Origin of the sequence: Mycobacterium hainanense (assembly GCF_041890355.1) — a bacterium.
GTDB lineage: Bacteria > Actinomycetota > Actinomycetes > Mycobacteriales > Mycobacteriaceae > Mycobacterium > Mycobacterium hainanense.
Genome location: NZ_CP169059.1, coordinates 3,243,916 through 3,268,621, shown reverse-complemented (window position 1 = coordinate 3,268,621; position 24,706 = coordinate 3,243,916). Strand labels below are relative to the sequence as shown.

Genomic DNA, 24,706 nt, shown 5'->3' with positions numbered 1-24,706 from the left:
CCTCAGTCGGGGATCTTCGTCGCCATCTGGTTGGCGATCAACCTGGCCTGGTTGATGGTTCCCGGCGCGCAGACGTTGACGTCGAGGACCACATTCGACACCGCCTGCAGGACGTGCTGGCACACCACTGAGTTGTCGGCCAGGGTGTGCTGCAGAGCGATGTTGGGCGGGTTGCCGCTCAGCTGCCCGAAAGTCCATTCGAGCGGGGCTTTGTCGCCGGGCTGTGTCACGGATTTCCCCGCGCAGTCCCGCCATCGGTTCGACTGGTCGTTGACGAATCCCCGGGCCTGCTCGGCGGAGGCGAAGATCACCACCCCCTGCACCACGACGTAGGCCGGGTTGCTGTGCGGCTTCTTCAGCAGCTGGGCGAGCATCGCGGTGTAGCCGCTGCTCTTGTACGTCCGGGTCTGGAAACCGATCAGCGCCCCGAGGCACTTGTCATCCGACAGCGTGTTGCCGGGGCCCGGGTCCGTCATCTCGGTCACGTTGTGGTCGACGATGATGCCGGTGGTACCGACCAGGGTGTTGATCTGGTCGGCCGGAAGCAGGAGCGAATCCAGTTGCGCGGGAACCACCGTCGGGGCGGCGCTGGTGGTGGTCGCCGCGCTCGTCGTCGGGGGTGCGGCGGCGGTGGTGGTGCTCGGGCTGTCGGGCTGCGTCGCCCCGGACTTGTCGACCGCCAGCCACACCCCGGTGCCCGCGATGACCGCGACGACGAGCGCGAGGGCGCCGATGACCAGCCCCAGCCTGCGCCGCGGCGGCGCGGGCGGCGGCCATGGCGCGCCCGGCGGAGTCGTGAACCACGCCGGATGCGGCGGCGCGGGCTGGCCGGCAAACGGCTCCACGCGCGGCGGCGCGAAATGTTGGCTGTGCTGGATCAGCTCGGTCGCCGCGCGTTGGTCGGGCGTGCTCAGCGCGTGCAGGGCCGCCTTCGCCAGGTCGCCCGCGGTGAGGTAACGATCGCCCGGGTCTTTGGCCATCCCGCGGGCGACGACCTCGTCGAACGCCGCCGGGACGGCGGGATTGCGCTGGCTCGGCCGCGGCGCCGGCTCCACCAGGTGCGCGGCCATCAGGCTGCTCAGGCTGGTGGTCTGGAACGGCCTTGTGCCCGTGAGGCATTCGAAGAGCAGACAGGCCAGGGCGTAGATGTCGACGCGGTAGGTGGGCTCGTCGTTGCCGAAGCGCTCGGGTGCCATGTAGTTCCAGCTGCCGATGGCGGCGCCGGTCTTGGTTACCCGCTCGTCGGTGGCCGCGGCGGCGATGCCAAAGTCGACCAGGTAGGCGAAGTCGCCCTCGGCGAGCAGGATGTTCTCGGGTTTGATGTCGCGATGGATGACCCCGGCGCGGTGCGCGGCATCAAGGGCGGCGGCGACCTGTTCGACGATCGCGACCGCGCGCGGCGGTGGTAGCGGCCCGGTGCGGCTCAGCACCGCTCCCACGTCGCGCCCCTCGATGAGGCGCATGTCGATGAACACCTGACCGTCGATTTCGCCGAAATCGTGAATCGGCACGATGTGCGGTTCCTGCAGCCGGCCCGCAGTCCGGGCCTCGCGCTGCATGCGCCGCCGAAACGAGTCATCCGAGCTCACTTGCTCGGACATCAGCTTGAGCGCCACCACGCGGTCCTTGACGGTGTCGTAGGCCTCGTAGACCTCGCCCATCCCGCCGCGACCCAGCAGTCGCCGCAGTTGGTAGGGCCCGAACCTGCTCCCAATCCGCGAAGTGGGCTGCGTTTCACTCATCGACGTCCCCCCCGACGCTAAGCCGGCTTCCCTAGCCCTCGTCCGCGCGCATCGACTCGCGGATCTGGGCCAACCGCTCGGCGGCGGCGCGCTCGCGCTCGTCGTATTGCTCGGCGACCGAACGGCCCTCGGGGGACTCGGCGTCCAGTTCCGCGCCGCCCAGCGACGTCGCGTAGCGATTTTCGATCTTCTCGCGCACGGACTCGAAGGTGGGCACGCCCGCGCTGTCGTACCCGTCGGTCGGCGCGGTGCCGGGCGTCGCTGGTTCGTCGGGCATGGTGATTACGCTACTAAAAGCCCGGCCCGGTCCCGCCGCTCGCGCTCCCATAAGCGCACCATCTGCCACGGCGGCACCAGGATCAGCGGTGTGCTGTCCCAGCGGGTCCAGGCGCTACACGGATGGCAACGCCGCGCAAAGACCGCACGCTCGACCCGCGCAACGGAAGGCACCCGCGGCTACCGCCGGGCCGGGTTGGAACGGTCCGCCGGGACGACGACCGCGGCGCCGGGCGCGGGCGGTGCGGCGCCGGGCAGCGGGGTCCGCGGAATCCCCGGCGTGCCCAGCCGGCCGGCCAGCCACGGCAGCGCGGTGGCGAAGGCCCGGTCGGCGAACGGCCAGTCGTGCTTGCCGGGCTGCGCCAGCACCGCGCAGTCGATGCCGTTGGCGCGCCCGAGCGCGCACAGCGAATAGGCGGCCGCGGTCTGGTTGCCGGGGTCGGCCGCGGCCGCCCGACCGGCCAGCCGAATCGCGCCGTTGTCGGTCATGAGCGGGTCGTGCCGCCCGGCGGGTGGCCCCTCGGAGGAGATCGCGAACCAGCCGGCCACGTCTTTGTACGGCCCGTGCCGGCTGATCACCGTCGTGGGGTCGAACGCGGCCCACGCGTCGGCGTTTCCGCCGAAGAGCCGGGCGATGGTCTGTGCCCTGTTCCCGGCGTTGGGGAAGAAATCGCCGGCCACGTCGACGAACGCGCTGAACATGTCGGGGTGCATCACGGTCAGGTCCACCGCGCAGGTCCCGCCCATGGACCAGCCGGCGACGCCCCAATTGGTCCGGTCCCGGCTCACGCCGAATTTGGAAATCAGGTACGGCACAACATCTTTGGTCAGATGGTCGGCGGCGTTACCGCGGACGCCGTTGACGCATTCGGTGTCGTTGTTGAAGGCCCCGCCGGAGTCGACGAACACCAGCACCGGGGCCTTGCCGTCGTGCGCGGCCGCGAAGTCGTCGATCGTCCTGACCGCGTTGCCCGCCCTGGTCCAGTCCGCGGGGGTGTTGTACTGGCCCCCGATCATCATGACCGTCGGCAGAGCCGGCGGCGGGCTGCTGGTGAACCATTCGGGCGGCAGGTAAACCAGCTCGCCGCGGTGCTTGAAATGCGACGCGTCGGAGGGGATCACCACCGGGACCACGCTGCCGTGCGGCGGCCGCGCCCGCTTGGCGGCCATGGCGGTGACGGTGGCCGGGTCGGTCTGGTCGGGCAGCGGGCCGGAGGTGAGCTGGCTCCACGCGGCCTGCACGGTGGGGAAGTAGCCGACCCAGAGGTTGAGCACCAGGGCCGCGCACAGTGCGCACAGCGGTATGGCCAGCAGCCCGGCGCCGCGCCGCCAGCCGCGCGCGCTGCGCCATCCGAGGATCAGCACCGCCGCCGCGGTGCCCGTCAGGGTGATCCAGAGCCATAGGGCGGCCGGCGCCGGCTCGTCGGACAGGCCGCGGTCGACGATGTACCAGTGGGTCAGGTAGGCGGCGGCAGCGCCGAGCGACGCGGCCGCCGGCAGCCACACCGTCCGCCACCGGCGCGATCGCCAGCCCACGGCCAGCGTCAGCACCACGGCGGTCATCACCTGGATCGTGATGGGCACCCAGCCGTGCATCAGGGACGTGTGACTACTTGCCAGCAACTGCGTCGTGGCGTAGGTCGTCGACGCGGTCACGGCATTCATTGTGAGCGATTGTTAACCGGGCTGGAACATGTTCACCGAATGTTCGCCGTCGAGGCCCACCCCTGGCGGGGCGGGTCAGTGCGGCTTGGCCAGCGGGAATGGCAGCGTCTCACGGATGCTGCGACCCGTTATGAGCATGACGAGCCGATCGATGCCCATGCCGAGGCCGCCGGTGGGCGGCATCGCGTACTCCATCGCCTGCAGGAAGTCCTCGTCGAGCTCCATCGCCTCGGGGTCGCCGCCGGCGGCCAGCAGCGACTGCTCCTGCAGGCGGCGCCGCTGCTCCACCGGATCGGTGAGCTCGCTGTAGGCGGTCCCCAGCTCGACGCCCCAGGCCACCAGGTCCCATCGTTCGGCGACACCGTGCCGGCTGCGGTGGGGCCGGGTCAGCGGCGAGACGGACGTCGGGAAGTCGATGTAGAAGGTTGGCCCCTCGGTGCGGTCCTCGACCAGGTGTTCGTAGAGCTCCAGCACCACGGCGCCGCTGTCCCACTGCGCGCGATACGGGATGTGGGCGGCGTCGGAAAGTTTGCGCAGCACGGACAGGGGCGTGTCCGGATCGATGTGTTCCCCGAGCGCCTCGGACACCGCGTCGTGCACCGTCTTGACCGGCCAGTCCCCGGAGATGTCGACCGGATGCAGCCCGCCGTCGCCGTCGCCGCGGGGTCGCAGCACGATCTGCTCCCCGTGGGCCGCCTGCGCGGCGTTCTGGATGAGCTCGCGGCAGCCGTCGATCCAGACGGTGTAGTCGGCGTGCGCCTGGTAGGCCTCCAGCAGCGTGAACTCCGGGTTGTGGCTGAAGTCCACGCCCTCGTTGCGGAAGGCGCGGCCCAGCTCGAACACCCGCTCCACGCCGCCGACGCACAACCGCTTCAGGTACAGCTCCGGCGCGATGCGCAGGAACAGGTCCATGTCGTAGGTGTTGATGTGGGTGACGAACGGCCGGGCGGTCGCCCCGCCGTGGATCTGCTGCAGAATCGGCGTCTCGACCTCGATGAAACCCTTGGCGAACAACGTTTCCCGGACGGAGCGCAGGACGCTGCTGCGGGCCGTGATCAGCTCGCGGGATTCCGGGTTGACGGCCAGGTCGACGTAGCGGGTCCGCACCCGCGCCTCCGGGTCGGTCAACCCGTTCCACTTGTTGGGCAGCGGCCGCAGGCACTTTCCGATCATCCGCCAGTCGCGCACGATCAACGAGCGGGTTCCGTTCTTGGAGAAACCCATGTGCCCGGTCATCTCGACCAGGTCGCCGAGGTCGATGGCCGCCGTGAAATCTGCGGTGCGGCCGCGCTCCAGGCGTGAATTGTCCAGCAGCACCTGCAATTCGCCCGACCAGTCCCGCAGCTGGGCGAACAGCACGCCGCCGTAGTCGCGGATCCGTAAGATCCGGCCCGACACCGAGACGGTCTCCTGGTCGTCCGCGTCCAGTGCCCGCGAGACCGTGTGGGTGGGCGGGGAGCCGACCGGGTAGGCGTCGATCCCCTTGCGCTGCAGGATCTTCAGCTTGGCCAGCCGGACCCGGACCTGCTCGGGCAGGCGCGCCCTGGACTCTTCCAGTTCGGCGTCGTCGCGTCGCTGCTGCAGCTCGCTGACGTCGGGCGCCGAGCCGTCGTGATGCAGCAGGCCCGACTCCGCCAGCCGGGCGGGCACGGCGGGGTGATGGCCGGTGTGCACCCTGTCGCGCCGGGTGAACGGCAGCACCAGGAAGCCCTCCGCGATCACCGAGGCGACGCCCACGCGGGGGATCAGCCGCGCGTCCTCGTAGCAGGCGTAGCGGGGAACCCATTCGGGTTGGTACTTCATGTTCGACCGGTACAGCGTCTCCAGCTGCCACCACCGGGAGAAGAACAACAGCAGCCCCCGCCACAACCGGGCGACCGGGCCGGCGCCGAGCTGGGCGCCCTGTTCGAACGCCGAGCGGAACATCGCGAAGTTCAGCGAAATCCGGCTGATGCCAAGGGTTTCGGCGGTCAGGGCGAGCTCACTGACCATCAGCTCGATGGTGCCGTTGGGGGATTGCGGGGAACGTCGCATCAGGTCCAGGGAGACGCCCGTGGTTCCCCACGGGACCAGCGACAGCATCGCCACGACGGCGCCGTCCCGGTCCAGCGCCTCGACCAGCAGGCAGTCCCCGTCCGCCGGATCGCCGAGCCGGCCCAGCGCCATGGAGAAGCCGCGCTCGGTCTGGGTGTCACGCCAGGCGTCGGCGCGGGTGATGGTCTCGGCCATCTCCTCGGCCGAGATGTCCCGGTGCCGCCGAATCCGCACGGTCAGTCCGGCCCGGCGGGCCCGGGTCACGGCTTGGCGCACACCGCGCATGTCGGGACCGGACAGCCGGAAGTCGGCGGTCCGCAGGATCGCCTCGTCGCCCAGCTCCAGCGCGTTCAGCCCGGCTTCCCGATACACCCGCGCCCCCTGCGTGCTGGCGCCCATGACACCCGGCGCCCAGCCGTAGGTCTGGCACAGGCCCAGCCAGGCGTCGATGGCCTGCGGCCACGCCCGCGGCTCGCCGATCGGGTCGCCGCTGGCCAGGCACACGCCGACCTCCACGCGGTAGGTGATCGCGGCGCGGCCGCTGGGCGCGAAGACCACCGACTTGTCGCGGCGGGTCGCGAAGTAGCCCAGCGAGTCGTTCTTGCCGTACAGCTCGAGGAGCCCGCGGATGGCCGACTCGTCCTCGCCCGTCAGCGCGTTTTCGGCCCGCTGGGATTGGAACAGCACGATGGTCGCCATGATCAGCGCCAGCGCGCCGAACAGTCCGAAGATCGCGTTGAGGAAGACGTGCGGCTTGCCGGTGAACAGGTCGGGGTCGGCCAGGGCGAAGCCGACCACCCGGTTGGCGACGTAGGGCAGGCGGTCCTGGCGCGCCAGCGTCCCCGGCCACAACTCGACCAGGCCCCAGGACACCAAAATCCCGATCACGTCGCCGGCGACGAGCACCGCGGCGGCCTTGACCAGCGCGCCCTTTCTGACCTTGGCCCAGAACTCCCGGTAGGCCAGCACCAGCAGCACGATCGCGACGATGTGCACCGCGAACCCGAGGTTCTCCCCGAAGGTCTCGGCGGCGGTGTTGTCGCCCGCGGCGATGTCGGCGGCGTTCAACGCCGCGGCCAGGATCATCTGGCCCAGCAGCACCAGCCAGGCGATCCGTTTCCGCGCGGTCAGGGCGGCCGCCAGCAGCGCCAGCACGAACGACCACGCGATGCTGGTGTCGGGGAAGTTGAACAGGTAGTTGTTGATGAACTCGTGCGGGACTTTGATCAGCCACCGCAGGGCCGGGGACACACTGGCCAGCAATGACACCGTGGCGATGACGCCCACGGTCCACCCGGCCGCCGCCGGTACCCAGCGATACCGGGACTGCGACCGACCGCGGGCCCCCGAACGGGGCCCCGAACGAGATGAAGCGAGTGTCACAGACCGCGAGGATATGCCCTCAATCCGTGAAAAGCTTGGCGAAGCGCTAAGAGCGGCTGGCAATAGTTCGCCTCGTCGCCCGACGCCGCCGCAGGGGGTCGAAGGGCGAAGTACGGAAAGCCGTCCCGTGGCTGCTAAACTGGCGATTGCGACCATCCCGGCGAAGGCCAGGAAACAGTAAGTGGAGTCCCACTCCCACCGCGAGCCACGATTTCTTTCAAGGCTTCGCGGTCCGGTCACAGGCATCGCGCATGCGTGTCTGTTCCGCGAGCGACGCGGGCGGCTTCGCCATTGGCAAGCCTCGATCGGTCGGCATTGGGCCCTGCTATTGCAGGGCTTTTCTGCTGGTGGTGTGGTGTTTCCGCCGCTGGATCCGACCCAGGCCCGGTCGCGACACGTATAAGCCCAACAAGGGAGGCCCCATCAGCACTGAGACCCGCGTCAACGAGCGCATCCGCGTACCTGAAGTCAGATTGATCGGCCCCGGGGGAGAGCAGGTAGGCATAGTGCGCATCGAAGACGCACTGCGCGTCGCTGCGGACGCCGATCTCGACCTTGTCGAAGTCGCCCCGAACGCCAGACCCCCGGTCTGCAAGATCATGGACTACGGCAAGTTCAAATACGAGGCGGCGCAGAAGGCGCGCGAATCCCGCCGCAACCAGCAGCAGACCGTCGTCAAAGAGCAGAAGCTGCGACCCAAGATCGACGATCACGATTACGAGACCAAAAAGGGTCACGTGATCCGCTTCCTGGAGGCGGGTTCGAAGGTGAAGGTCACCATCATGTTCCGCGGACGCGAGCAGTCGCGGCCCGAACTGGGCTACCGCTTGCTGCAGCGGCTGGGCGCGGACGTCGCCGAATACGGCTTCGTCGAGACGTCCGCCAAGCAGGACGGCCGCAACATGACGATGGTGCTGGCCCCGCACCGCGGCGCGAAAACCCGCGCCAGGGCGCGGCACCCCGAAGGACCCGGGGAGGGCGCGGCATCGGACGCCGATGCGGGCGCCGACACCAACCCTTCACCCAACTGACCCGGCACGAATCGAGAATCAGAGGAAACATGCCCAAGGCCAAGACCCACAGCGGGGCTTCGAAGCGGTTCCGGCGCACCGGAACCGGCAAGATCCTGCGCGAGAAAGCCAACCGCCGGCACCTGTTCGAGCACAAGCCGTCCACCCGGACCCGTCGTCTGGAAGGCCGCACCAACGTGTCGGCCAACGACACCAAGCGGGTCAACAAGCTGCTGAACGGCTGACCGACAACAAGCCGAGTGCCGGCACCGCTGCCGGCACCCGACCATTACTTAGAGAGTAGGAACATCCATGGCACGCGTGAAGCGGGCGGTCAACGCCCAAAAGAAGAGGCGCAGCATTCTCAAGGCCTCGAAGGGCTATCGCGGCCAGCGCTCGCGGCTCTACCGCAAAGCCAAAGAGCAGCAACTGCATTCGCTGAACTACGCCTACCGCGACCGCCGCGCGCGCAAGGGCGAGTTCCGCAAACTGTGGATCTCGCGGATCAATGCGGCGGCGCGCGCCAACGACATCACCTACAACCGGCTGATCCAGGGTCTGAAGGCCGCCGGTGTGGAAGTGGACCGCAAGAACCTCGCCGACATCGCGATCACCGACCCCGCGGCGTTCACCGCGCTGGTTGACGTCGCCCGGGCCGCGCTGCCCGAGGACGTCAACGCCCCGTCGGATTCCGGAGAGGCCGCCTAGCCCCTGCTGACCGAACGTTCGGCCCGCGTCGCCGCGGCGGTCAAACTGCATCGGCACGTCGGCCGGCGGCGGGCGGGCCGATTCCTGGCCGAGGGCCCCAACCTGGTCCAGGCCGCGGCCGCCCGCGGCCTGGTCCGCGATGTCTTCGTCACCGAGGCCGCCGCGCAACGATATGCGGCTTTGCTCGAGGCCCAGCGTGATTCGGTGCAGCTGGTCACCGAGCGGGCGGCAAAGGCGCTGTCGGACACCGTCACCCCGGCCGGGCTGGTGGCGGTGTGCGAGATGCCGTCGACCCGGCTGGCGGACGTGCTGGCCGGCTCGCCCCGGCTGGTCGCGGTCGCCGTCGGGATCGGCGAGCCCGGCAATGCCGGCACGATCATCCGCATCGCCGACGCCATGGGCGCCGACGGCGTCATCCTCGGCGGGCACAGCGTCGACCCGTACAACGGCAAATGCCTGCGCGCTTCGGCCGGCAGCATCTTCTCGGTCCCGGTCGTCGCCGCGCCCGACGCCCCCGCGGCGCTGGGCGCCCTGCGCGAGGCGGGGCTGCAGGTGCTGGCCACCACGGTCGACGGCGAGACGCGGCTCGACGAGGCCGCCGAGCTGCTCGGCAGGCCGACGGCGTGGCTGTTCGGGCCCGAATCACAGGGCCTGCCAAGCGAAATCGCGACGGCGGCCGATCACCGCATGCGCATCCCGATGGCCGGCGCGGCCGAGAGCCTGAACGTGGCCTCCGCCGCGGCGATCTGCCTCTACCAGAGCGCGCAGGCGCTGGGCGCGTTCAGGCGGCCCTGACGCGCCCCCGGGCGGTCCGCAGGCCCGCCAGCGACAGCGTCCCGTGCACCAGCGAGCCGGCGCGCTCCATCAGCGCCTTGGCCGGGTCGAGGGGCGAGCGGGGCTTCGGGGGGAAGTAATGCATCGGCAGCCCGCGGCGGTCGCGGGGCGGCGCCATGAACGTCGGCGCCTCCGCCAACGGCGCGTTGCTGGGCAACCGGCCCTGCGCCCGGCGGTAGGCGGCCAGCGCGCGCGGGTGCAGCCGGATCTCGTCGGGGACCGCCAGGAAGGCCAGCTCGATGAGCTTGCCGAACAGGCGCAGCAGCACCTCGTCGCCGGGGGTCCAGCGCATGCCCGCCTTTTCGCGAACCGCCGGCTCGAACAGGCCAGCCGCGATCCAGCGCTGGCCGGCGACCAGCGGCCTGAACATCTGGTCCCACATCGGCGTGGGCATCAGCACGAATTTCGGCTTCGGAATCCGGATCTGGAAGATGTCCAGCGTCGCCTGGTTGATCTCGAGTTCCTCGCGGCAGACCCGGTCCCAGTACTCGCAGAACTCCTCCCAGGAGCCGGGCACGGGGCGCATGCTCATCCCGTACATCCGGTACCACCGCACGTGCTCGTCGAACAGCTGCCTTTTCTCGGCCTCGGTCAGGCCGCCGCAGAAGTACTCGGCCACCTTGATCACCAGCATGAAGAAGGTCGCGTGCGCCCAGTAGAACGTCTCCGGGTTCAGCGCGTGATACCGGCGCCCGGACGCGTCGACGCCCTTGATGGTGCGGTGATAGCTCTTGATTTGTTGGCCGGTCGCCGCCGCGCGGTCGCCGTCGTAGACCACGCCCATGATCGGATAGACCGAGCGGGCCACCCGCTGCAGGGGCTCGCGCAGCAGGATCGAATGCTCCTCGACGCCCGCCCCGAGCTCCGGGTACATGTTCTGGATCGCGCCGATCCAGACACCCATCATTGCCGTGCGGAGATCGCCGAAGTATTTCCAGGTGAGCGAATCCGGTCCCAGCGGATCGTCGGATGTCGTTGGAATGGCAGTCATCTCGGCCTCCTGCGCTCACGATAACTTTGACAACGGGCGTTGTCTACGCTTTCGGCGGCGCGTACCCGCCGGTGTTATCGACCGTCGACAGCGGCGTGCCGCAGTCGTGATCAGGCGATACGTCGCGAGCCGCACCACTGCGGCGCGACCCTTCATTGCCCGCGTCGTGCGGAAGGAAATAACCTGGCCGAGTGGAACTCGCGCGTCGCGATACGGATTCGGGCGGGCCCGAAGAACCGAGGGCGACGGCATCCGATTCCCCGCGGCGTCCTTCGGTCTCGGTGCACAACGCGACGCAGTGGTTGCACAACCGCAACCGCAGCCCGGGCGCGGTGGCCTTGATCCGCCGGGCGCGGCGGCTGCTGCCCGGCGATCCCGAGTTCGGCGACCCGCTCTCCACGGCCGGCGACGGTGGGCCGCGCGCCGCGGCGCGCGCCGCCGACCGGCTGCTGGGGGATCGCGACGCGGTGTCGCGTGAGGTGGGCCTCGGGCTGTTGCAGGTGTGGCAGGCGCTGACCGAGTCGGTATCCCGACGGCCGGCCAACCCGGAGGTCACCCTGGTCTTCACCGACCTCGTCGGCTTCTCGTCCTGGTCCCTGCAGGCCGGCGACGAGGCGGCGCTGGCCCTGCTGCGACAGGTGGCGCGGGCCGTCGAGCCGCCGCTGCTGGACGCCGGCGGCCACATCGTCAAACGGATGGGCGACGGCCTGATGGCGGTGTTCGGCGACCCGACCGTCGCGGTGCGGGCGGTGCTGGCCGCCAAAGAGGCGTTGAAGTCGGTCGAGGTGGCGGGTCACACGCCGCGGATGCGCGTCGGGATCCACACCGGCCGGCCCCAGCGGATGGCGTCGGACTGGCTCGGGGTCGACGTCAACATCGCCGCGCGGGTGATGGAGCGGGCCACCAAGGGCGGGGTGATGGTGTCAGGTTCGACACTCGACCTGATCCCCCAGAGTGAACTCGACGCGATGGGCGTCGTCGCCAAACGCGCACGTAAACCCGTTTTCTCCCCGAAGACGACCGGAGTCCCGGCCGATCTGGCGATATACCGGTTGCGGACTCATAGGGAGTTGACAGCGTCCGATCACACCTCCGAAACAAATTAGCCGACATAATGGATGCAATGTTTGGGGGCATCTTCTCCCGGCTCGCCCGGGTCCAATTCACGGTGGGGTACGTCGCGGCGTTGCTTGGCGTCAGCGGTGCCATCCTGGCGCTCGGCCCGCACGCGCATGACGTGCTGGTCGAACGCGCCAGCACCAACCTGCACAACCTCGCCCACGGCCACATCGGCACGCTGCTGGGCAGCGCGCTGGTGGTCGACGCGGGTCCGCTCTACTTCTGGCTGCCCTTCCTGACCTGCCTGCTCGCGCTCGGCGAGCTGCACCTGCGCACCATCCGGCTGGTCGTCGCGTTCCTGATCGGGCACATCGGCGCGACGCTGCTGGTGGCCGCCGCCCTGGCCGCGGCCGTCGAGTTCGAGTGGATGCCGGTGTCGATCACCCGGGCCAGCGACGTTGGCATGAGCTACGGCGCCCTGGCGGTGCTCGGCGCGATGACGGCGGTGATTCCCCAGCGCTGGCGGCCCGCCTGGGTCGGCTGGTGGGTGTCGGCCGGCATCGCGTCGGCGATCATCGGCGGCGATTTCACCGACGCCGGTCACACCGTCGCCGTGGTCCTGGGCGTGCTGGTGTCCGCCCGGTTCCGTCAGCCCATCCACTGGACGCCGGTGCGCATCCTGATGCTGGCCGCCTCGTCGGGCTTCGGCTTCCTGCTGCTGGCTCACCACTGGGGGACCATGGCCGGGGCGCCCGTATTCGGCATCCTGGGCGCCCTGGCGGCCCACAAGATCGTGCAGTTCGCCACCGCCCGCGGCGCGGCGTTGGACGACGAAGCGCTGAGCAGCCCGCAGCCGGTCACCGCGGGCTAGGCAGGCCGCGCGCCGCCGGAGCGTCGCCAGTCCCACGCGCCCGCCGGGCGGTCCACGCCGCATCACTATGATCGGCACTTGCCGCTGGGCCACTTCCTCCCCAGCCCACATCAGCAAGGAGAGTGTCGCCGCGTGGGTGCTCAGCCCGTCGACCTGTCACCGGACGCCTTGACCAAGGCGGTGGACGCCGCCCGGGAGGCGATCGCACGCGCCGGCGATCTCGACGCGCTGGCACGCGTGAAGACCGAGCACCTCGGCGACCGCTCGCCGCTGGCGCTGGCCCGCCAGGCGCTCGGCGGCGTCCCCAAGGCCGAGCGCGCCGACGCCGGCAAGCGGGTCAACGCCGCGCGGACCGAGGCCCAGCGCAGCTACGACGAACGCCTGGCGGCGCTGCGCGCCGAGCGCGACGCGGCCGTGCTGGCCGCCGAGCGCATCGACGTCACCCTGCCGTCGAGCCGGCAACCGGTCGGCGCCCGGCACCCGATCACCCAGCTGGCCGAGCACATCGCCGACACCTTCGTCGCGATGGGCTGGGAGTTGGCCGAGGGACCCGAAGTCGAAACCGAGCAGTTCAACTTCGACGCGCTGAACTTCCCGGCGGACCACCCGGCGCGCAGCGAGCAGGACACGTTCTACATCGCGCCGGACGATTCCCGGCAGCTGCTGCGCACCCACACCTCGCCGGTTCAGGTGCGCACCCTGCTGGCCCACGAGCTGCCGGTGTACATCATCTCGATCGGGCGCACCTTCCGCACCGACGAACTCGACGCCACTCACACACCGGTCTTCCACCAGGTCGAAGGGTTGGCGGTGGACCGCGGGCTGTCCATGGCGCACCTGCGGGGCACGCTGGACGCGTTCGCCCGCGCCGAGTTCGGCCCCGGGGCCCGCACCCGGATCCGGCCGCACTTCTTCCCGTTCACCGAACCCTCGGCCGAGGTCGACGTCTGGTTCGTCGGCAAGAAGGGCGGGGCCGGCTGGGTCGAGTGGGGCGGCTGCGGCATGGTGCACCCGAACGTGCTGCGCGCCGCGGGAATCGACCCCGAGGAGTACTCCGGGTTCGCGTTCGGGATGGGCCTGGAACGCACCCTGCAGTTCCGCAACGGCATCCCCGACATGCGCGACATGGTCGAGGGCGACGTCCGGTTCTCGCTGCCCTTCGGGGTGGGTGCCTGATGCGCATCCCCTACAGCTGGTTGCGGGAGATCGTGGCGGCCGGCGCCCCGGACTTCGACGTCGCGCCCGGCGATCTCGAGCAGACGCTGGTGCGCATCGGCCACGAGGTCGAGGAGGTCGTCACCCTCGGCCCGGTCGACGGGCCGCTGACCGTGGGACGGGTGGCCGCCATCGAGGAGCTCACCGGGTTCAAGAAGCCGATCCGGGCCTGCCGGGTCGACGTCGGCGAGCCCGAGCCGCGCGACATCGTCTGCGGCGCAACCAACTTCGCCGTCGGCGACCTGGTGGTGGTGGCGCTGCCCGGCACCACGCTGCCCGGCGGGTTCGCCATCACGGCGCGCAAGACCTACGGCCGCGACTCAGACGGCATGATCTGCTCGGCGGCCGAATTGGGTTTGGGCGCCGACCATTCCGGCATCCTGGTGTTGCCGCCCGGCACCGCCGAACCGGGCGCCGCCGGCGCCGCGGTGCTGGGGTTGGACGACGTGGTCTTCCACCTGGCGATCACCCCCGACCGGGGCTACTGCATGTCGGTGCGCGGCCTGGCCCGCGAGATCGCCTGCGCCTACGACCTCGACTTCGTCGACCCCGCGGACGTCAAGCCATTGCCGGCCGTGGGGGAGGCCTGGCCGTTGACCGTCCAGCCCGAAACCGGTGTCCGCCGGTTCGCCCTGCGCCCGGTGACCGGCATCGACCCCGCCGCCGTGTCGCCGTGGTGGCTCCAGCGCCGGCTGTTGTTGGCCGGCATCCGCGCGACCTCCCCGGCGGTGGACGTCACCAACTACGTGATGCTCGAGCTCGGCCACCCCATGCACGCGCACGACTGCAACCGCATCTCGGGGGGCCTCGCGGTGCGGTTCGCCCGGGCCGGCGAGACCGTCGTCACCCTCGACGACGTCGAGCGCCGGCTCGACCCGGCCGACGTCCTGATCGTCGACGACCGGGCGACCGCGGCGATCGGCGGCGTGATGGGCGCGGCGAGCACCGAGGTCCGCGCCGACTCCACCGACGTGCTGCTGGAGGCCGCCGTGTGGGACCCGGCCGCCGTCTCGCGCACCCAGCGGCGTTTGCACCTGCCCAGCGAGGCCGCCCGGCGCTACGAGCGCGGGGTGGACCCGGCGATCTCGGTCGCCGCGCTGGACCGCTGCGCGGCGCTGCTCGTGGACATCGCCGGGGGAGCGGTGTCGGACGAGCTGACCGATTGGCGCGGCGAGCCGCCGACCGACGACTGGTCGCTCCCGCCGATCCGGATACCCGCCGATTTGCCCGACCGCGTCGCCGGGGTCGCCTACCCACCGGGCACCACCGCGCGGCGGCTGGCGCAGGTCGGGGCATCGGTGAGCGACGGCGGCGGGACGCTGACGGTGATCCCGCCGAGCTGGCGGCCCGACCTGTTGCAGCCCGCCGACCTCGTCGAGGAGGTGCTGCGCCTGGAGGGGCTGGAAACCATCCCGTCGGTGCTGCCCGCGGCCCCGGCGGGCCGGGGCCTCACGGCGAGGCAGAAGCGTCGCCGGGCCATCGGCAGATCGCTGGCCCAGTCCGGCTACGTCGAGATCCTGCCGACGCCGTTCCTGCCCGCGGGCGTGTTCGACCTGTGGGGGCTGCCGGCCGACGATCCGCGACGCTCGACAACCCAGGTGCTCAACCCGCTGGAGGCCGACCGCCCGCACCTGGCCACCACGCTGTTGCCCGCGCTGCTGGAAGCGTTGGCGCGCAACGTGTCCCGCGGTCTGGTGGACGTCGCGCTGTACGCGGTGGCGCAGGTGGTGCAACCGACCGAACAGACCCGCGGCGTGCAGCCGATCCCCGTGCACCGGCGGCCCACCGACGAAGAGATAGCGGTGCTGGACGCCTCGTTGCCCCGGCAACCGCAGCACGTCGCGGCGGTGCTGGCCGGGCTGCGCGAACGGCGCGGCCCCTGGGGGCCCGGCCGCCGGGTCGAAGCCGCCGACGCGTTCGAGGCGGCCCGCACCATCGCCCGCGCCAGCGGGGTCTCGGTGACCCTGCGGGCGGCCCAGCACCTGCCGTGGCACCCCGGCCGCTGCGCCGAGGTGCTCGTCGGGGAGACCGTCGTCGGCCACGCCGGCCAGCTGCACCCGGCGGTGATCGAGCGCTGCGGGCTGCCGAAGGGGACCTGCGCGGTCGAGCTCGACCTCGACGCGATCCCGATCGTCGAGGCGTTGCCCGCACCCAGGGTGTCGCCGTTTCCGGCCGTCTTCCAGGACGTCAGCCTGGTGGTGCCCACCCACGTGCCGGCCCAGGCGGTGGCCGACGCCGTCCGGGAGGGCGCCGGCGACCTGTTGGAAGACCTGCAGCTGTTCGACGTCTTCACCGGCCCGCAAGTCGGGGAGGACCGCAAATCGCTGACCTTCGCGCTGCGGTTCCGCGCGCCGGACCGCACGCTGACCGAGGACGACGCCAGCGCGGCCCGCGACGCCGCGGTGCGCCGCGCCGCCGAGGCGGTCGGGGCCGAGCTGCGGGCCTAGCCCCAACCCTGGTAATGGATTTGCAAAGCATTGCATAACCATGCAGAATCGGCGGAATGGCCGACGTATTAAGGGTGGCGGTTGCCGGGGCCAGCGGCTATGCGGGCGGTGAGATCCTGCGCCTGCTGCTGGGGCATCCGGCCTACGCCGACGGCCGCCTCGCCGTCGGGTCGCTGACCGCCGCGACCAGCGCGGGCAGCTTGCTGGCCGAGCACCACCCGCACCTCACGCCGCTGGCGCAGCGGGTGGTCGAACCCACCGAACTCGCGGTGCTCGCCGGCCACGACGTGGTGTTCTTGGCCCTGCCGCACGGGCACTCGGCCGCGCTGGCCGAACAGCTCGGCCCCGACACCCTGATCATCGACTGCGGCGCCGACTTCCGGCTCACCGACGCCGCCGCCTGGGAGCGGTTCTACGGGTCCCCGCACGCCGGCAGCTGGCCCTACGGGCTGCCGGAACTGCCGGGCGGGCGGGAACGGCTGCGCGGCGCCCGCCGCATCGCCGTGCCGGGCTGCTACCCGACCGCGGCGCTGCTGGCGCTGTTCCCCGCGGTCGCCGAGGACCTGATCGAGCCCGCCGTCACCGTCGTCGCCGTCAGCGGCACCTCGGGCGCGGGCCGGGCCGCCAAGACCGACCTGCTCGGCTCCGAGGTCATCGGGTCGGCGCGGGCCTACAACATCGCGGGGGCCCACCGGCACACCCCCGAGATCGCCCAGGGCCTGCGGGCGGTCACCGACCGCGACGTCACGGTCTCGTTCACCCCGGTGCTGATCCCGACGTCGCGCGGCATCCTGGCCACCTGCACCGCGCGCACCCGCTCGCCGCTGTCGCAGCTGCGCGCCGCCTACGAAAAGGCTTACGACGCAGAGCCCTTCGTCCACCTGCTGCCCGAGGGCCAGCTGCCCCGCACCGGCTCGGTGATCGGCAGCAACGCGGCGCACATCGCCGTCGCGGTGGACGAGGCCGCCGAGACGTTCGTGGCCATCGCCGCGATCGACAACCTGGTCAAGGGCACCGGCGGCGCGGCGGTGCAGGCGATGAACCTGGCGCTGGGCTGGCCGGAGGCGCAAGGCCTTTCGGTGGTCGGGATCGCGCCGTGACTCGCACCGCGGAGACGCGCTTGGTGCGCGAACAGGGCGTCACCGCGCCGGCCGGGTTCCGGGCCGCCGGCATCGCCGCCGGCATCAAGGCGTCGGGCAACCGCGACCTGGCCCTGGTCTTCAACGAGGGCCCCGACTACGCGGCCGCCGGGGTGTTCACCCGCAATAAGGTCAAGGCCGCGCCGGTGCTGTGGACCCAGCAGGCGCTGAGCACCGGCGCCCTGCGCGCGGTGATCCTCAACTCCGGTGGTGCCAACGCCTGCACCGGCCCGGGCGGCTTCCAGGACACCCACGCCACCGCCGAGGCGGTCGCGGCGGCGTTGTCGGACTGGGGAACCGAGACCGGCGCCATCGAGGTCGCGGTGTGCTCGACCGGATTGATCGGTGACCGGTTGCCGATGGACAAGGTGCTGGCCGGAGTCCGGACGATCGTGCAGGACATGGCCGGCGGGCTGAGCGGCGGCGATGAGGCCGCGCGCGCGATCATGACCACCGACACCGTGCCGAAGCAGGTCGCGCTGCACCACGCGGGCAACTGGACCGTCGGTGGGATGGCCAAGGGCGCGGGCATGCTGGCGCCGTCGCTGGCCACCATGCTCTGCGTACTCACCACCGACGCGGCCGTCGAGCCCGTCGCGCTCGACCGGGCGCTGCGCCGGGCCACCGCGCGCACCTTCGACCGGCTCGACATCGACGGGAGCTGTTCGACCAACGACACCGTGCTGCTGCTGGCTTCGGGGGCAAGCGAAATCACACCGGGCCAGGCCGATCTGGACGACGCCGTGCTGCGGGTCTGCGACGACCTGTGCGCGCAGCTGCAGGCCGACGCCGAGGGTGTCACCAAACGCGTCACCGTCACCGTGACCGGGGCCGCCACCGAGGACGACGCGCTGACCGCCGCGCGGGTGATCGCCCGCGACAGCCTGGTCAAGACCGCGGTCTTCGGGTCCGACCCCAACTGGGGCCGGGTGCTGGCGGCCGTCGGCATGGCGCCGGTGACGCTGGATCCGGACCGAATCACCGTGTCGTTCAACGGGTTTGCCGTGTGCATCGACGGGGTGGGGGCGCCCGGCGCGCGCGAGGTGGACCTCTCCGGTGCCGACATCGACATCACCGTCGACCTGGGGGTGGGCGACGGCGCCGCCGCCGTGCGCACCACCGACCTCTCGCACGCCTACGTCGAAGAGAACTCGGCCTACAGCTCATGACTTTCAAAACGGAAGAGTTGTCCACCGCGGTCAAGGCCCAGGTGCTGGCCGAGGCGCTGCCCTGGCTCAAGCAGCTGTACGGCAAAGTCGTCGTCATCAAGTACGGCGGCAACGCCATGACCGACGACACGCTGCGGCACGCGTTCGCCGCCGACATGGCCTTCCTGCGCAACTGCGGCATCCTGCCGGTCGTCGTGCACGGCGGCGGCCCGCAGATCACCGCCATGCTGCGCCGCCTCGGCATCGAGGGCGACTTCAAGGGCGGATTCCGGGTCACCACACCGGAAGTGCTCGACGTGGCGCGGATGGTGTTGTTCGGCCAGGTGGGTCGCCAACTGGTCAACCTGATCAACGCACACGGGCCCTATGCCGTCGGCATCACCGGCGAGGACGCGCAGCTGTTCACCGCCGTGCGGCGCAGTGTCACCGTGGACGGAGTGGTCACCGACATCGGGTTGGTGGGCGACGTCGAGCGGGTCAACACCGCGGCGGTGTTGGATCTGATTACCGCGGGCCGCATTCCGGTGGTGTCGACGTTGGCCCCGGACGCCGAGGGCGTGGTGCACAACATCAACGCCGACACCGCCGCGGCCGCGCTCGCCGAGGCGCTGCGCGCCGAAAAGCTGTTGATGCTCACCGACGTCGAGGGCCTCTACACCAGCTGGCCGGACCGCGGCTCGTTGGTCAGCGAGATCGACACCGCCACACTTTCGCAACTGCTACCCACGCTGGAGGCGGGGATGATCCCCAAGGTCGAGGCGTGCCTGCGGGCCGTGACCGCGGGCGTGCCGAGCGCGCACGTCATCGACGGGCGGGTCGAACACTGTGTGCTGGTGGAGCTTTTCACCGACGCGGGCACCGGCACCAAGGTGGTGCCCGCGTGACTGACACCCGAGGGGACGCGATGCGGCAGCGCTGGGAAGCCGTGATGATGAACAACTACGGCACCCCGCCGCTGGCCTTGGCCAGCGGTGACGGGGCCGTGGTCACCGACGTCGACGGCAACACCTACCTGGACCTGCTCGGCGGCATCGCCGTCAACGTCCTCGGCCACCGCCACCCCGCGGTCATCGAGGCCGTCACGCACCAGATGGCGACGCTGGGTCACACCTCCAACCTGTACGCCAGCGAACCGGGCATCGCCCTGGCCGAGGAGCTGGTGGCCCTGCTCGGTACCTCCGAGGACACCGGGGCGCCGACGCGGGCGTTCTTCTGCAATTCGGGGACCGAGGCCAACGAGGTGGCGTTCAAGCTGTCGCGGCTGACCGGGCGCACGAAACTGGTTGCGGCCCAAGGCGGTTTCCACGGCCGCACGATGGGCTCGCTGGCGCTGACCGGTCAGCCGAGCAAGCAGGCGCCGTTCGAACCGCTGCCCGGATACGTCACGCACGTGGCCTACGGCGACGCCGACGCGTTGGCCGCCGCGGTCGACGACACGACCGCCGCGGTGTTCCTCGAGCCGATCATGGGGGAGGGCGGCGTCGTCGTCCCGCCCGAGGGCTACCTGAGCGCCGCCCGCGACATCACCGCCCGGCACGGGGCGCTGCTGGTGCTCGACGAGGTGCAGACCGGAATGGGCCGCACCGGCGCCTTTTTCGCCCACCAGCACGACGGCATCACCCCGGACATCGTCACCATGGCCAAGGGGCTCGGCGGCGGGCTGCCCATCGGCGCCTGCCTGGCCGTCGGGCCGGCCGCCGACCTGATGACCCCCGGTCTGCACGGCAGCACCTTCGGCGGCAACCCGATCTGCGCGGCGGCGGCGCGGGCGGTGCTGCGGGTGATCGCGGACCAGGACCTGACCCGGCACGCCGAGGTGCTCGGCAAGTCCGTTCGCCACGGCATCGAATCCCTGAATCACCCGCTGATCGACCACGTCCGCGGGCGCGGGTTGCTGCAGGGCGTGGTGCTCACCGCGCCGCGGGCCAAGGAGGCCGAAAGCGCCGCGCGCGCAGCAGGTTTCCTGGTCAACGCCGCCGCCCCCGACGTCATCCGGCTGGCCCCGCCGCTGATCATCACCGAAGCCCAGCTCGACGGCTTCGTGGCGGCCCTGCCCGGCATCCTGGATAGGGCCGCACATGCCTAGGCATTTCCTGCGCGACGACGACCTGTCCCCCCAGGAGCAGGCCGAGGTGCTGCAGCTGGCCGCCGAGCTCAAGAAGGACCCGTTCAGCTGGCGCCCGCTGGAGGGGCCGCGCGGCGTCGCGGTGCTCTTCGACAAGAACTCCACCCGCACCCGGTTCTCCTTCGAGGTGGGCATCGCCCAGCTCGGCGGGCACGCCGTCGTCGTCGACGCCCGCAACACGCAACTGGGCCGCGACGAGACGCTGGCCGACACCGCGCGGGTGCTGTCCCGCTACGTCGAGGCCATCGTGTGGCGGACCTTCGAGCAGAGCCGGCTCGCGGCCATGGCCGAGGCGGCGACGGTGCCGGTGGTCAACGCGCTCTCCGACGACTTCCATCCCTGCCAGGTGCTCGCCGACCTGCAGACGATCGCCGAACACAAGGGGTCGCTGGCGGGGCTGCGGATGTCCTACTTCGGCGACGGCGCCAACAACATGGCCCACTCGCTGCTGCTCGGCGGGGTGACCGCCGGCATGCACGTCACGATCGCCGCGCCGGACGGCTTCGCCCCCGCCCCGGCCTTCGTCGCGGCCGCCACGCAGCGCGCCGAAGCCACCGGCGCCTCGGTCACGCTCACCGCCGACGCCGACGCGGCCGCGCGCGGCGCCGACGTCCTGGTGACCGACACCTGGACGTCGATGGGGCAGGAGGACGACGGGCGCGACCGCCGCACACCGTTCCTGCCGTACCGGGTCGACGAGCGGCTCCTGGGCCTCGCCGACCCGGAAGCCATTGTGCTGCACTGCCTTCCGGCCCACCGCGGCGACGAGATCACCGACGCCGTGATGGACGGGCCGGCCAGCGTGGTGTGGGACGAGGCCGAGAACCGCCTGCACGCCCAGAAGGCGCTGCTGGTGTGGCTGCTGGAGCGCTCCCGATGACCCGCTCGAAGACCACCGCGGAGATCACCCGGGCCGGCCGGCAGGACCGCATCGTGGCGATCCTGTCGTCGGCATCGATCAGCAGCCAGAGCGAGCTGGCGGCTCGGCTGGCCGACGAGGGCATCGAGGTCACCCAGGCGACCCTGTCGCGCGACCTCGAGGAGCTGGGCGCGGTGAAGCTGCGGGGCGCCGACGGCGGCGTCGGGGTCTACATCGTCCCCGAGGACGGCAGTCCGGTGCGCGGGGTGTCCGGCGGCACCGCCCGGCTGTCCCGGCTGCTGAGCGAGCTGCTGGTGTCGGCCGACGCCAGCGCCAACCTCGCCGTGCTGCGCACCCCGCCGGGCGGGGCCAACTATTTGGCCAGCGCGATCGACCGCGCGGCGCTACCGTACGTCGTCGGCACCATCGCCGGTGACGACACCGTCTTCGTGGCCGCCCGAGAGCCGATGACCGGCGCCGAGCTGGCCCGCACCCTTGAAGAGCTCACCTAAAAAAGGAGATTGGTTCATGTCAGATCGCGTCATCCTGGCGTACTCCGGCGGGCTGGACACGTCGGTCGCGATCAGCTGGATCGGCAAGGAGACCGGCCGCGAGGTGGTTGCGGTGGCGATCGACCTCGGCCAGGGCGGCGAGGACATGGAGGTCGTCCGCCAGCGCGCCCTGGACTGCGGCGCGGTGGAGGCCGTCGTCGTCGACGCGCGCGACGAGTTCGCCGAGGGCTACTGCCTGCCCACCATCATGAACAACGCGCTGTACATGGACCGCTACCCGCTGGTGTCGGCCATCAGCCGGCCGCTGATCGCCAAGCACCTGGTGGCGGCCGCCCGCGAGCACGGCGGCACCACCGTCGCGCACGGCTGCACCGGCAAGGGCAACGACCAGGTCCGGTTCGAGGTCGGATTCGCTTCGCTGGCACCGGATTTGGAGGTGCTGGCGCCGGTCCGCGACTACGCCTGGACCCGGGAGAAGGCGATCGCGTTCGCCGAGGAGAACGCCATCCCGATCAACGTGACCAAGCGCTCGCCGTTCTCCATCGACCAGAACGTGTGGGGCCGCGCGGTGGAAACCGGTTTCCTGGAACACCTTTGGAACGCGCCCACCAAGGACATCTACGCCTACACCGAAGACCCCACGATCAACTGGAACACCCCCGACGAGGTGATCGTCGGGTTCGAGCGCGGCGTCCCGGTGTCCATCGACGGCAAACCGGTGTCGGTGCTGGCCGCCATCGAGGAGCTCAACCGCCGCGCCGGCAGCCAGGGCGTGGGGCGGCTCGACGTGGTCGAGGACCGGCTGGTGGGCATCAAGAGCCGCGAGATCTACGAGGCCCCCGGAGCGATGGTGCTGATCACCGCCCACACCGAGCTCGAGCACGTCACGCTGGAGCGCGAACTGGGCCGCTTCAAGCGGCACACCGACCAGCGTTGGGCCGAGCTGGTCTACGACGGGCTGTGGTACTCGCCGCTGAAGGCCGCGCTGGAAGCCTTCGTCGACAAGACACAGGAGCACGTCACCGGCGAGATCCGGATGGTGTTGCACGGCGGGCACATCGCCGTCAACGGCCGGCGCAGCGCGCAGTCGCTCTACGACTTCAACCTGGCCACCTACGACGAGGGCGACTCCTTCGACCAGTCGGCCGCGAAGGGTTTCGTCTATGTGCACGGGTTGTCGTCCAAGATCGCGTCACGCCGGGACCTGGCGGCCGACGAAGCGTGAGCACCCGCGAGGGCTCGCTGTGGGGCGGCCGGTTCGCCGACGGCCCGTCGGACGCGCTGGCCGCCCTGAGCAAGTCCACCCACTTCGACTGGGTGCTGGCCCCCTACGACATCGTCGCCTCGCGCGCCCACACCGTGATCCTGTTCCACGCCGGGCTGCTCACCGCCGAACAGCGCGACGGGCTGCTGGCCGGGCTGGATAGCCTCGCGCAGGACGTGGCCGACGGCAGCTTCAAGCCGCTGGTGACCGACGAGGACGTGCACGCCGCGCTGGAGCGCGGGCTGATCGACCGGGTCGGGCCCGACCTGGGCGGCCGGCTGCGGGCCGGGCGGTCGCGCAACGACCAGGTGGCCACGCTGTTCCGGATGTGGCTGCGCGACGCGGTGCGCCGGGTCGCCGACGCGGTCCTGGAGCTGGTGGCCGCGCTCGCCGCCCAGGCCGGCGCGCACCCGACCGCGATCATGCCGGGCAAGACACACCTGCAGTCCGCCCAGCCGGTCCTGCTGGCCCACCACCTGCTCGCCCACGCGCACCCGCTGCTGCGCGACGTCGACCGCATCGTGGACTTCGACAAGCGCGCCGCGGTCTCCCCGTACGGGTCCGGGGCGCTGGCCGGCTCGTCGCTGGGGCTGGACCCGGACGCCATCGCCGCGAAGCTGGGTTTCGCCGAGGCCGCGGACAATTCCATCGACGCGACCGCGGCCCGGGATTTCGCCGCGGAGGCCGCGTTCGTCTTCGCGATGATCGCGGTGGACACCTCGCGGCTGGCCGAGGACATCATCCTGTGGAGCTCGACGGAATTCGGCTACGTCGCCCTGCACGACTCGTGGTCCACCGGCAGCTCGATCATGCCGCAGAAAAAGAACCCCGACATCGCCGAGCTGGCCCGCGGCAAGTCCGGGCGGCTGATCGGAAACCTGGCCGGGCTGCTGGCGACGCTGAAGGCCCAGCCGCTGGCCTACAACCGCGACCTGCAGGAGGACAAGGAGCCGGTCTTCGACTCGGTGGCCCAGCTGGAGCTGGTGCTGCCGGCGATGGCCGGGCTGGTGGCCAGCCTGACCTTCGACGTCGACCGGATGGCCGCGCTGGCCCCCGCCGGGTACACACTGGCCACCGACATCGCCGAATGGCTGGTCCGGCGTGGCGTGCCGTTCCGGTCCGCGCACGAGGCCGCCGGGGCCGCCGTGCGCGCCGCCGAGGCACGCGCCGTCGGGCTCGACGAACTCACCGACGACGAACTGGCCGCCATCAGCCCCGAGCTGACACCCGAGGTCCGCGAGGTGTTGACCGTCGAGGGCTCGGTGGCCTCGCGCGACCGGCGGGGCGGGACCGCCCCCGCCAGGGTCGCCGAGCAGCTCCAAGCCGTCCTGGCCGAGTGTGAGCAGCTCAAAGCGCGGCTCGGCGGCAGCGAATGAGATGACGCGGATAACCGCGCCGGCACA

Annotated in this window: 20 protein-coding genes and 1 pseudogene; 16 read left to right on the top strand and 5 right to left on the bottom strand. The window is 71.0% G+C overall.

What is annotated here, in order from left to right; all coding sequences use genetic code 11:
* Positions 1–2 precede the first annotated feature (2 nt).
* The 4 genes from ACEL92_RS15130 to lysX all read right to left on the bottom strand — a co-directional run bounded on the left by ACEL92_RS15130 (position 3) and on the right by lysX (position 7,100).
* On the bottom strand, positions 3–1,742 hold the full coding sequence (locus ACEL92_RS15130) for a serine/threonine-protein kinase PknH/PknJ (protein WP_374021554.1): 1,740 nt from the start codon (positions 1,740–1,742) through the stop codon (positions 3–5).
* A 31-nt stretch (positions 1,743–1,773) separates the two neighbouring features.
* The gene (locus ACEL92_RS15125; protein WP_374021553.1) at positions 1,774–2,019 is read right to left on the bottom strand and encodes a hypothetical protein; all 246 of its coding nucleotides are present in this window, start codon (positions 2,017–2,019) and stop codon (positions 1,774–1,776) included.
* A gap of 179 nt (positions 2,020–2,198) precedes the next feature.
* Positions 2,199–3,683 carry an alpha/beta hydrolase gene (locus ACEL92_RS15120; RefSeq protein ID WP_374021552.1) on the bottom strand — a complete coding sequence of 495 codons (1,485 nt, stop codon included), beginning with the start codon at positions 3,681–3,683 and terminating at the stop codon, positions 2,199–2,201.
* Positions 3,684–3,758: 75 nt separating this feature from the next.
* Positions 3,759–7,100 carry a bifunctional lysylphosphatidylglycerol synthetase/lysine--tRNA ligase LysX gene (gene lysX / locus ACEL92_RS15115; RefSeq protein ID WP_374021551.1) on the bottom strand — a complete coding sequence of 1,114 codons (3,342 nt, stop codon included), beginning with the start codon at positions 7,098–7,100 and terminating at the stop codon, positions 3,759–3,761.
* Positions 7,101–7,522: 422 nt separating this feature from the next.
* Here lysX and infC point away from each other — a divergent pair, with 422 nt between their 5' ends.
* From infC to ACEL92_RS15095, 4 genes are all read left to right on the top strand, one after another.
* Positions 7,523–8,131 (top strand): translation initiation factor IF-3, encoded by a 609-nt coding sequence (infC, locus tag ACEL92_RS15110; protein ID WP_082950068.1) that lies wholly within the window; start codon positions 7,523–7,525, stop codon positions 8,129–8,131.
* Between the two features lie 29 nt (positions 8,132–8,160).
* On the top strand, positions 8,161–8,355 hold the full coding sequence (rpmI, locus tag ACEL92_RS15105; RefSeq protein WP_374021550.1) for a 50S ribosomal protein L35: 195 nt from the start codon (positions 8,161–8,163) through the stop codon (positions 8,353–8,355).
* 67 nt (positions 8,356–8,422) lie between these two features.
* Positions 8,423–8,818, top strand: a complete 396-nt coding sequence (rplT, locus tag ACEL92_RS15100; protein ID WP_067281580.1) for a 50S ribosomal protein L20 — start codon at positions 8,423–8,425, stop codon at positions 8,816–8,818.
* Between the two features lie 3 nt (positions 8,819–8,821).
* Positions 8,822–9,613 (top strand): TrmH family RNA methyltransferase, encoded by a 792-nt coding sequence (locus ACEL92_RS15095; protein ID WP_374026226.1) that lies wholly within the window; start codon positions 8,822–8,824, stop codon positions 9,611–9,613.
* Here ACEL92_RS15095 and ACEL92_RS15090 read toward each other — a convergent pair.
* Positions 9,600–10,643, bottom strand: a complete 1,044-nt coding sequence (locus tag ACEL92_RS15090) for an oxygenase MpaB family protein (RefSeq protein WP_374021549.1) — start codon at positions 10,641–10,643, stop codon at positions 9,600–9,602. The two genes, ACEL92_RS15095 and ACEL92_RS15090, sit on opposite strands and share 14 nt — an antisense overlap.
* A gap of 191 nt (positions 10,644–10,834) precedes the next feature.
* On the opposite strand from ACEL92_RS15090, the gene ACEL92_RS15085 reads away from it, so the two are divergent.
* The 12 genes and pseudogenes from ACEL92_RS15085 (at position 10,835) to argH (ending at position 24,679) form a co-directional block, all read left to right on the top strand.
* Positions 10,835–11,749, top strand: a complete 915-nt coding sequence (locus ACEL92_RS15085; RefSeq protein ID WP_374021548.1) for an adenylate/guanylate cyclase domain-containing protein — start codon at positions 10,835–10,837, stop codon at positions 11,747–11,749.
* A 17-nt stretch (positions 11,750–11,766) separates the two neighbouring features.
* Entirely contained in the window at positions 11,767–12,573 is an 807-nt protein-coding gene (locus ACEL92_RS15080) for a rhomboid-like protein (RefSeq protein ID WP_374021547.1), read from the top strand.
* 132 nt (positions 12,574–12,705) lie between these two features.
* A complete protein-coding gene (gene pheS, locus ACEL92_RS15075; protein WP_374021546.1) occupies positions 12,706–13,749 on the top strand; it encodes a phenylalanine--tRNA ligase subunit alpha in 1,044 nt (347 codons plus the stop codon).
* On the top strand, positions 13,749–16,235 hold the full coding sequence (pheT, locus tag ACEL92_RS15070) for a phenylalanine--tRNA ligase subunit beta (protein WP_374021545.1): 2,487 nt from the start codon (positions 13,749–13,751) through the stop codon (positions 16,233–16,235). Before pheS ends, pheT begins: the two co-directional genes overlap by 1 nt.
* A 40-nt stretch (positions 16,236–16,275) precedes the next feature.
* Positions 16,276–17,335: pseudogene (gene argC, locus ACEL92_RS15065) on the top strand (N-acetyl-gamma-glutamyl-phosphate reductase).
* Complete coding sequence (gene argJ, locus ACEL92_RS15060) at positions 17,332–18,543, top strand: bifunctional glutamate N-acetyltransferase/amino-acid acetyltransferase ArgJ (protein WP_374021544.1); 1,212 nt, start codon at positions 17,332–17,334, stop codon at positions 18,541–18,543. Before argC ends, argJ begins: the two are co-directional and overlap by 4 nt.
* Positions 18,540–19,427, top strand: coding sequence for an acetylglutamate kinase (gene argB, locus ACEL92_RS15055; protein ID WP_374021543.1), 888 nt, complete (start codon positions 18,540–18,542; stop codon positions 19,425–19,427). Before argJ ends, argB begins: the two co-directional genes overlap by 4 nt.
* Positions 19,424–20,629 carry an acetylornithine transaminase gene (locus ACEL92_RS15050; protein ID WP_374021542.1) on the top strand — a complete coding sequence of 402 codons (1,206 nt, stop codon included), beginning with the start codon at positions 19,424–19,426 and terminating at the stop codon, positions 20,627–20,629. The genes argB and ACEL92_RS15050 overlap by 4 nt, the downstream gene beginning before the upstream one ends.
* Positions 20,622–21,548: an ornithine carbamoyltransferase gene (gene argF, locus ACEL92_RS15045; protein WP_374021541.1), complete on the top strand. Its 927-nt coding sequence runs from the start codon at positions 20,622–20,624 to the stop codon at positions 21,546–21,548. Before ACEL92_RS15050 ends, argF begins: the two co-directional genes overlap by 8 nt.
* On the top strand, positions 21,545–22,039 hold the full coding sequence (locus ACEL92_RS15040) for an arginine repressor (RefSeq protein WP_374021540.1): 495 nt from the start codon (positions 21,545–21,547) through the stop codon (positions 22,037–22,039). The genes argF and ACEL92_RS15040 overlap by 4 nt, the downstream gene beginning before the upstream one ends.
* Before the next feature lie 16 nt (positions 22,040–22,055).
* Positions 22,056–23,264 carry an argininosuccinate synthase gene (locus ACEL92_RS15035; RefSeq protein WP_374021539.1) on the top strand — a complete coding sequence of 403 codons (1,209 nt, stop codon included), beginning with the start codon at positions 22,056–22,058 and terminating at the stop codon, positions 23,262–23,264.
* Entirely contained in the window at positions 23,261–24,679 is a 1,419-nt protein-coding gene (gene argH / locus ACEL92_RS15030; protein ID WP_374021538.1) for an argininosuccinate lyase, read from the top strand. Before ACEL92_RS15035 ends, argH begins: the two co-directional genes overlap by 4 nt.
* Positions 24,680–24,706: the final 27 nt, after the last annotated feature.

Coding starts and splice junctions, on each gene's coding strand:
- ACEL92_RS15130 (WP_374021554.1), bottom strand. CDS start 1,742: ATGAGTGAAACGCAGCCCACTTCGCGGATTGGGAGCAGGTTCGGGCCC.
- rpmI (WP_374021550.1), top strand. CDS start 8,161: ATGCCCAAGGCCAAGACCCACAGCGGGGCTTCGAAGCGGTTCCGGCGC.
- ACEL92_RS15120 (WP_374021552.1), bottom strand. CDS start 3,683: ATGAATGCCGTGACCGCGTCGACGACCTACGCCACGACGCAGTTGCTG.
- ACEL92_RS15125 (WP_374021553.1), bottom strand. CDS start 2,019: ATGCCCGACGAACCAGCGACGCCCGGCACCGCGCCGACCGACGGGTAC.
- ACEL92_RS15090 (WP_374021549.1), bottom strand. CDS start 10,643: ATGACTGCCATTCCAACGACATCCGACGATCCGCTGGGACCGGATTCG.
- rplT (WP_067281580.1), top strand. CDS start 8,423: ATGGCACGCGTGAAGCGGGCGGTCAACGCCCAAAAGAAGAGGCGCAGC.
- ACEL92_RS15080 (WP_374021547.1), top strand. CDS start 11,767: ATGTTTGGGGGCATCTTCTCCCGGCTCGCCCGGGTCCAATTCACGGTG.
- pheT (WP_374021545.1), top strand. CDS start 13,749: ATGCGCATCCCCTACAGCTGGTTGCGGGAGATCGTGGCGGCCGGCGCC.
- argF (WP_374021541.1), top strand. CDS start 20,622: ATGCCTAGGCATTTCCTGCGCGACGACGACCTGTCCCCCCAGGAGCAG.
- ACEL92_RS15035 (WP_374021539.1), top strand. CDS start 22,056: ATGTCAGATCGCGTCATCCTGGCGTACTCCGGCGGGCTGGACACGTCG.
- argB (WP_374021543.1), top strand. CDS start 18,540: ATGACTTTCAAAACGGAAGAGTTGTCCACCGCGGTCAAGGCCCAGGTG.
- ACEL92_RS15040 (WP_374021540.1), top strand. CDS start 21,545: ATGACCCGCTCGAAGACCACCGCGGAGATCACCCGGGCCGGCCGGCAG.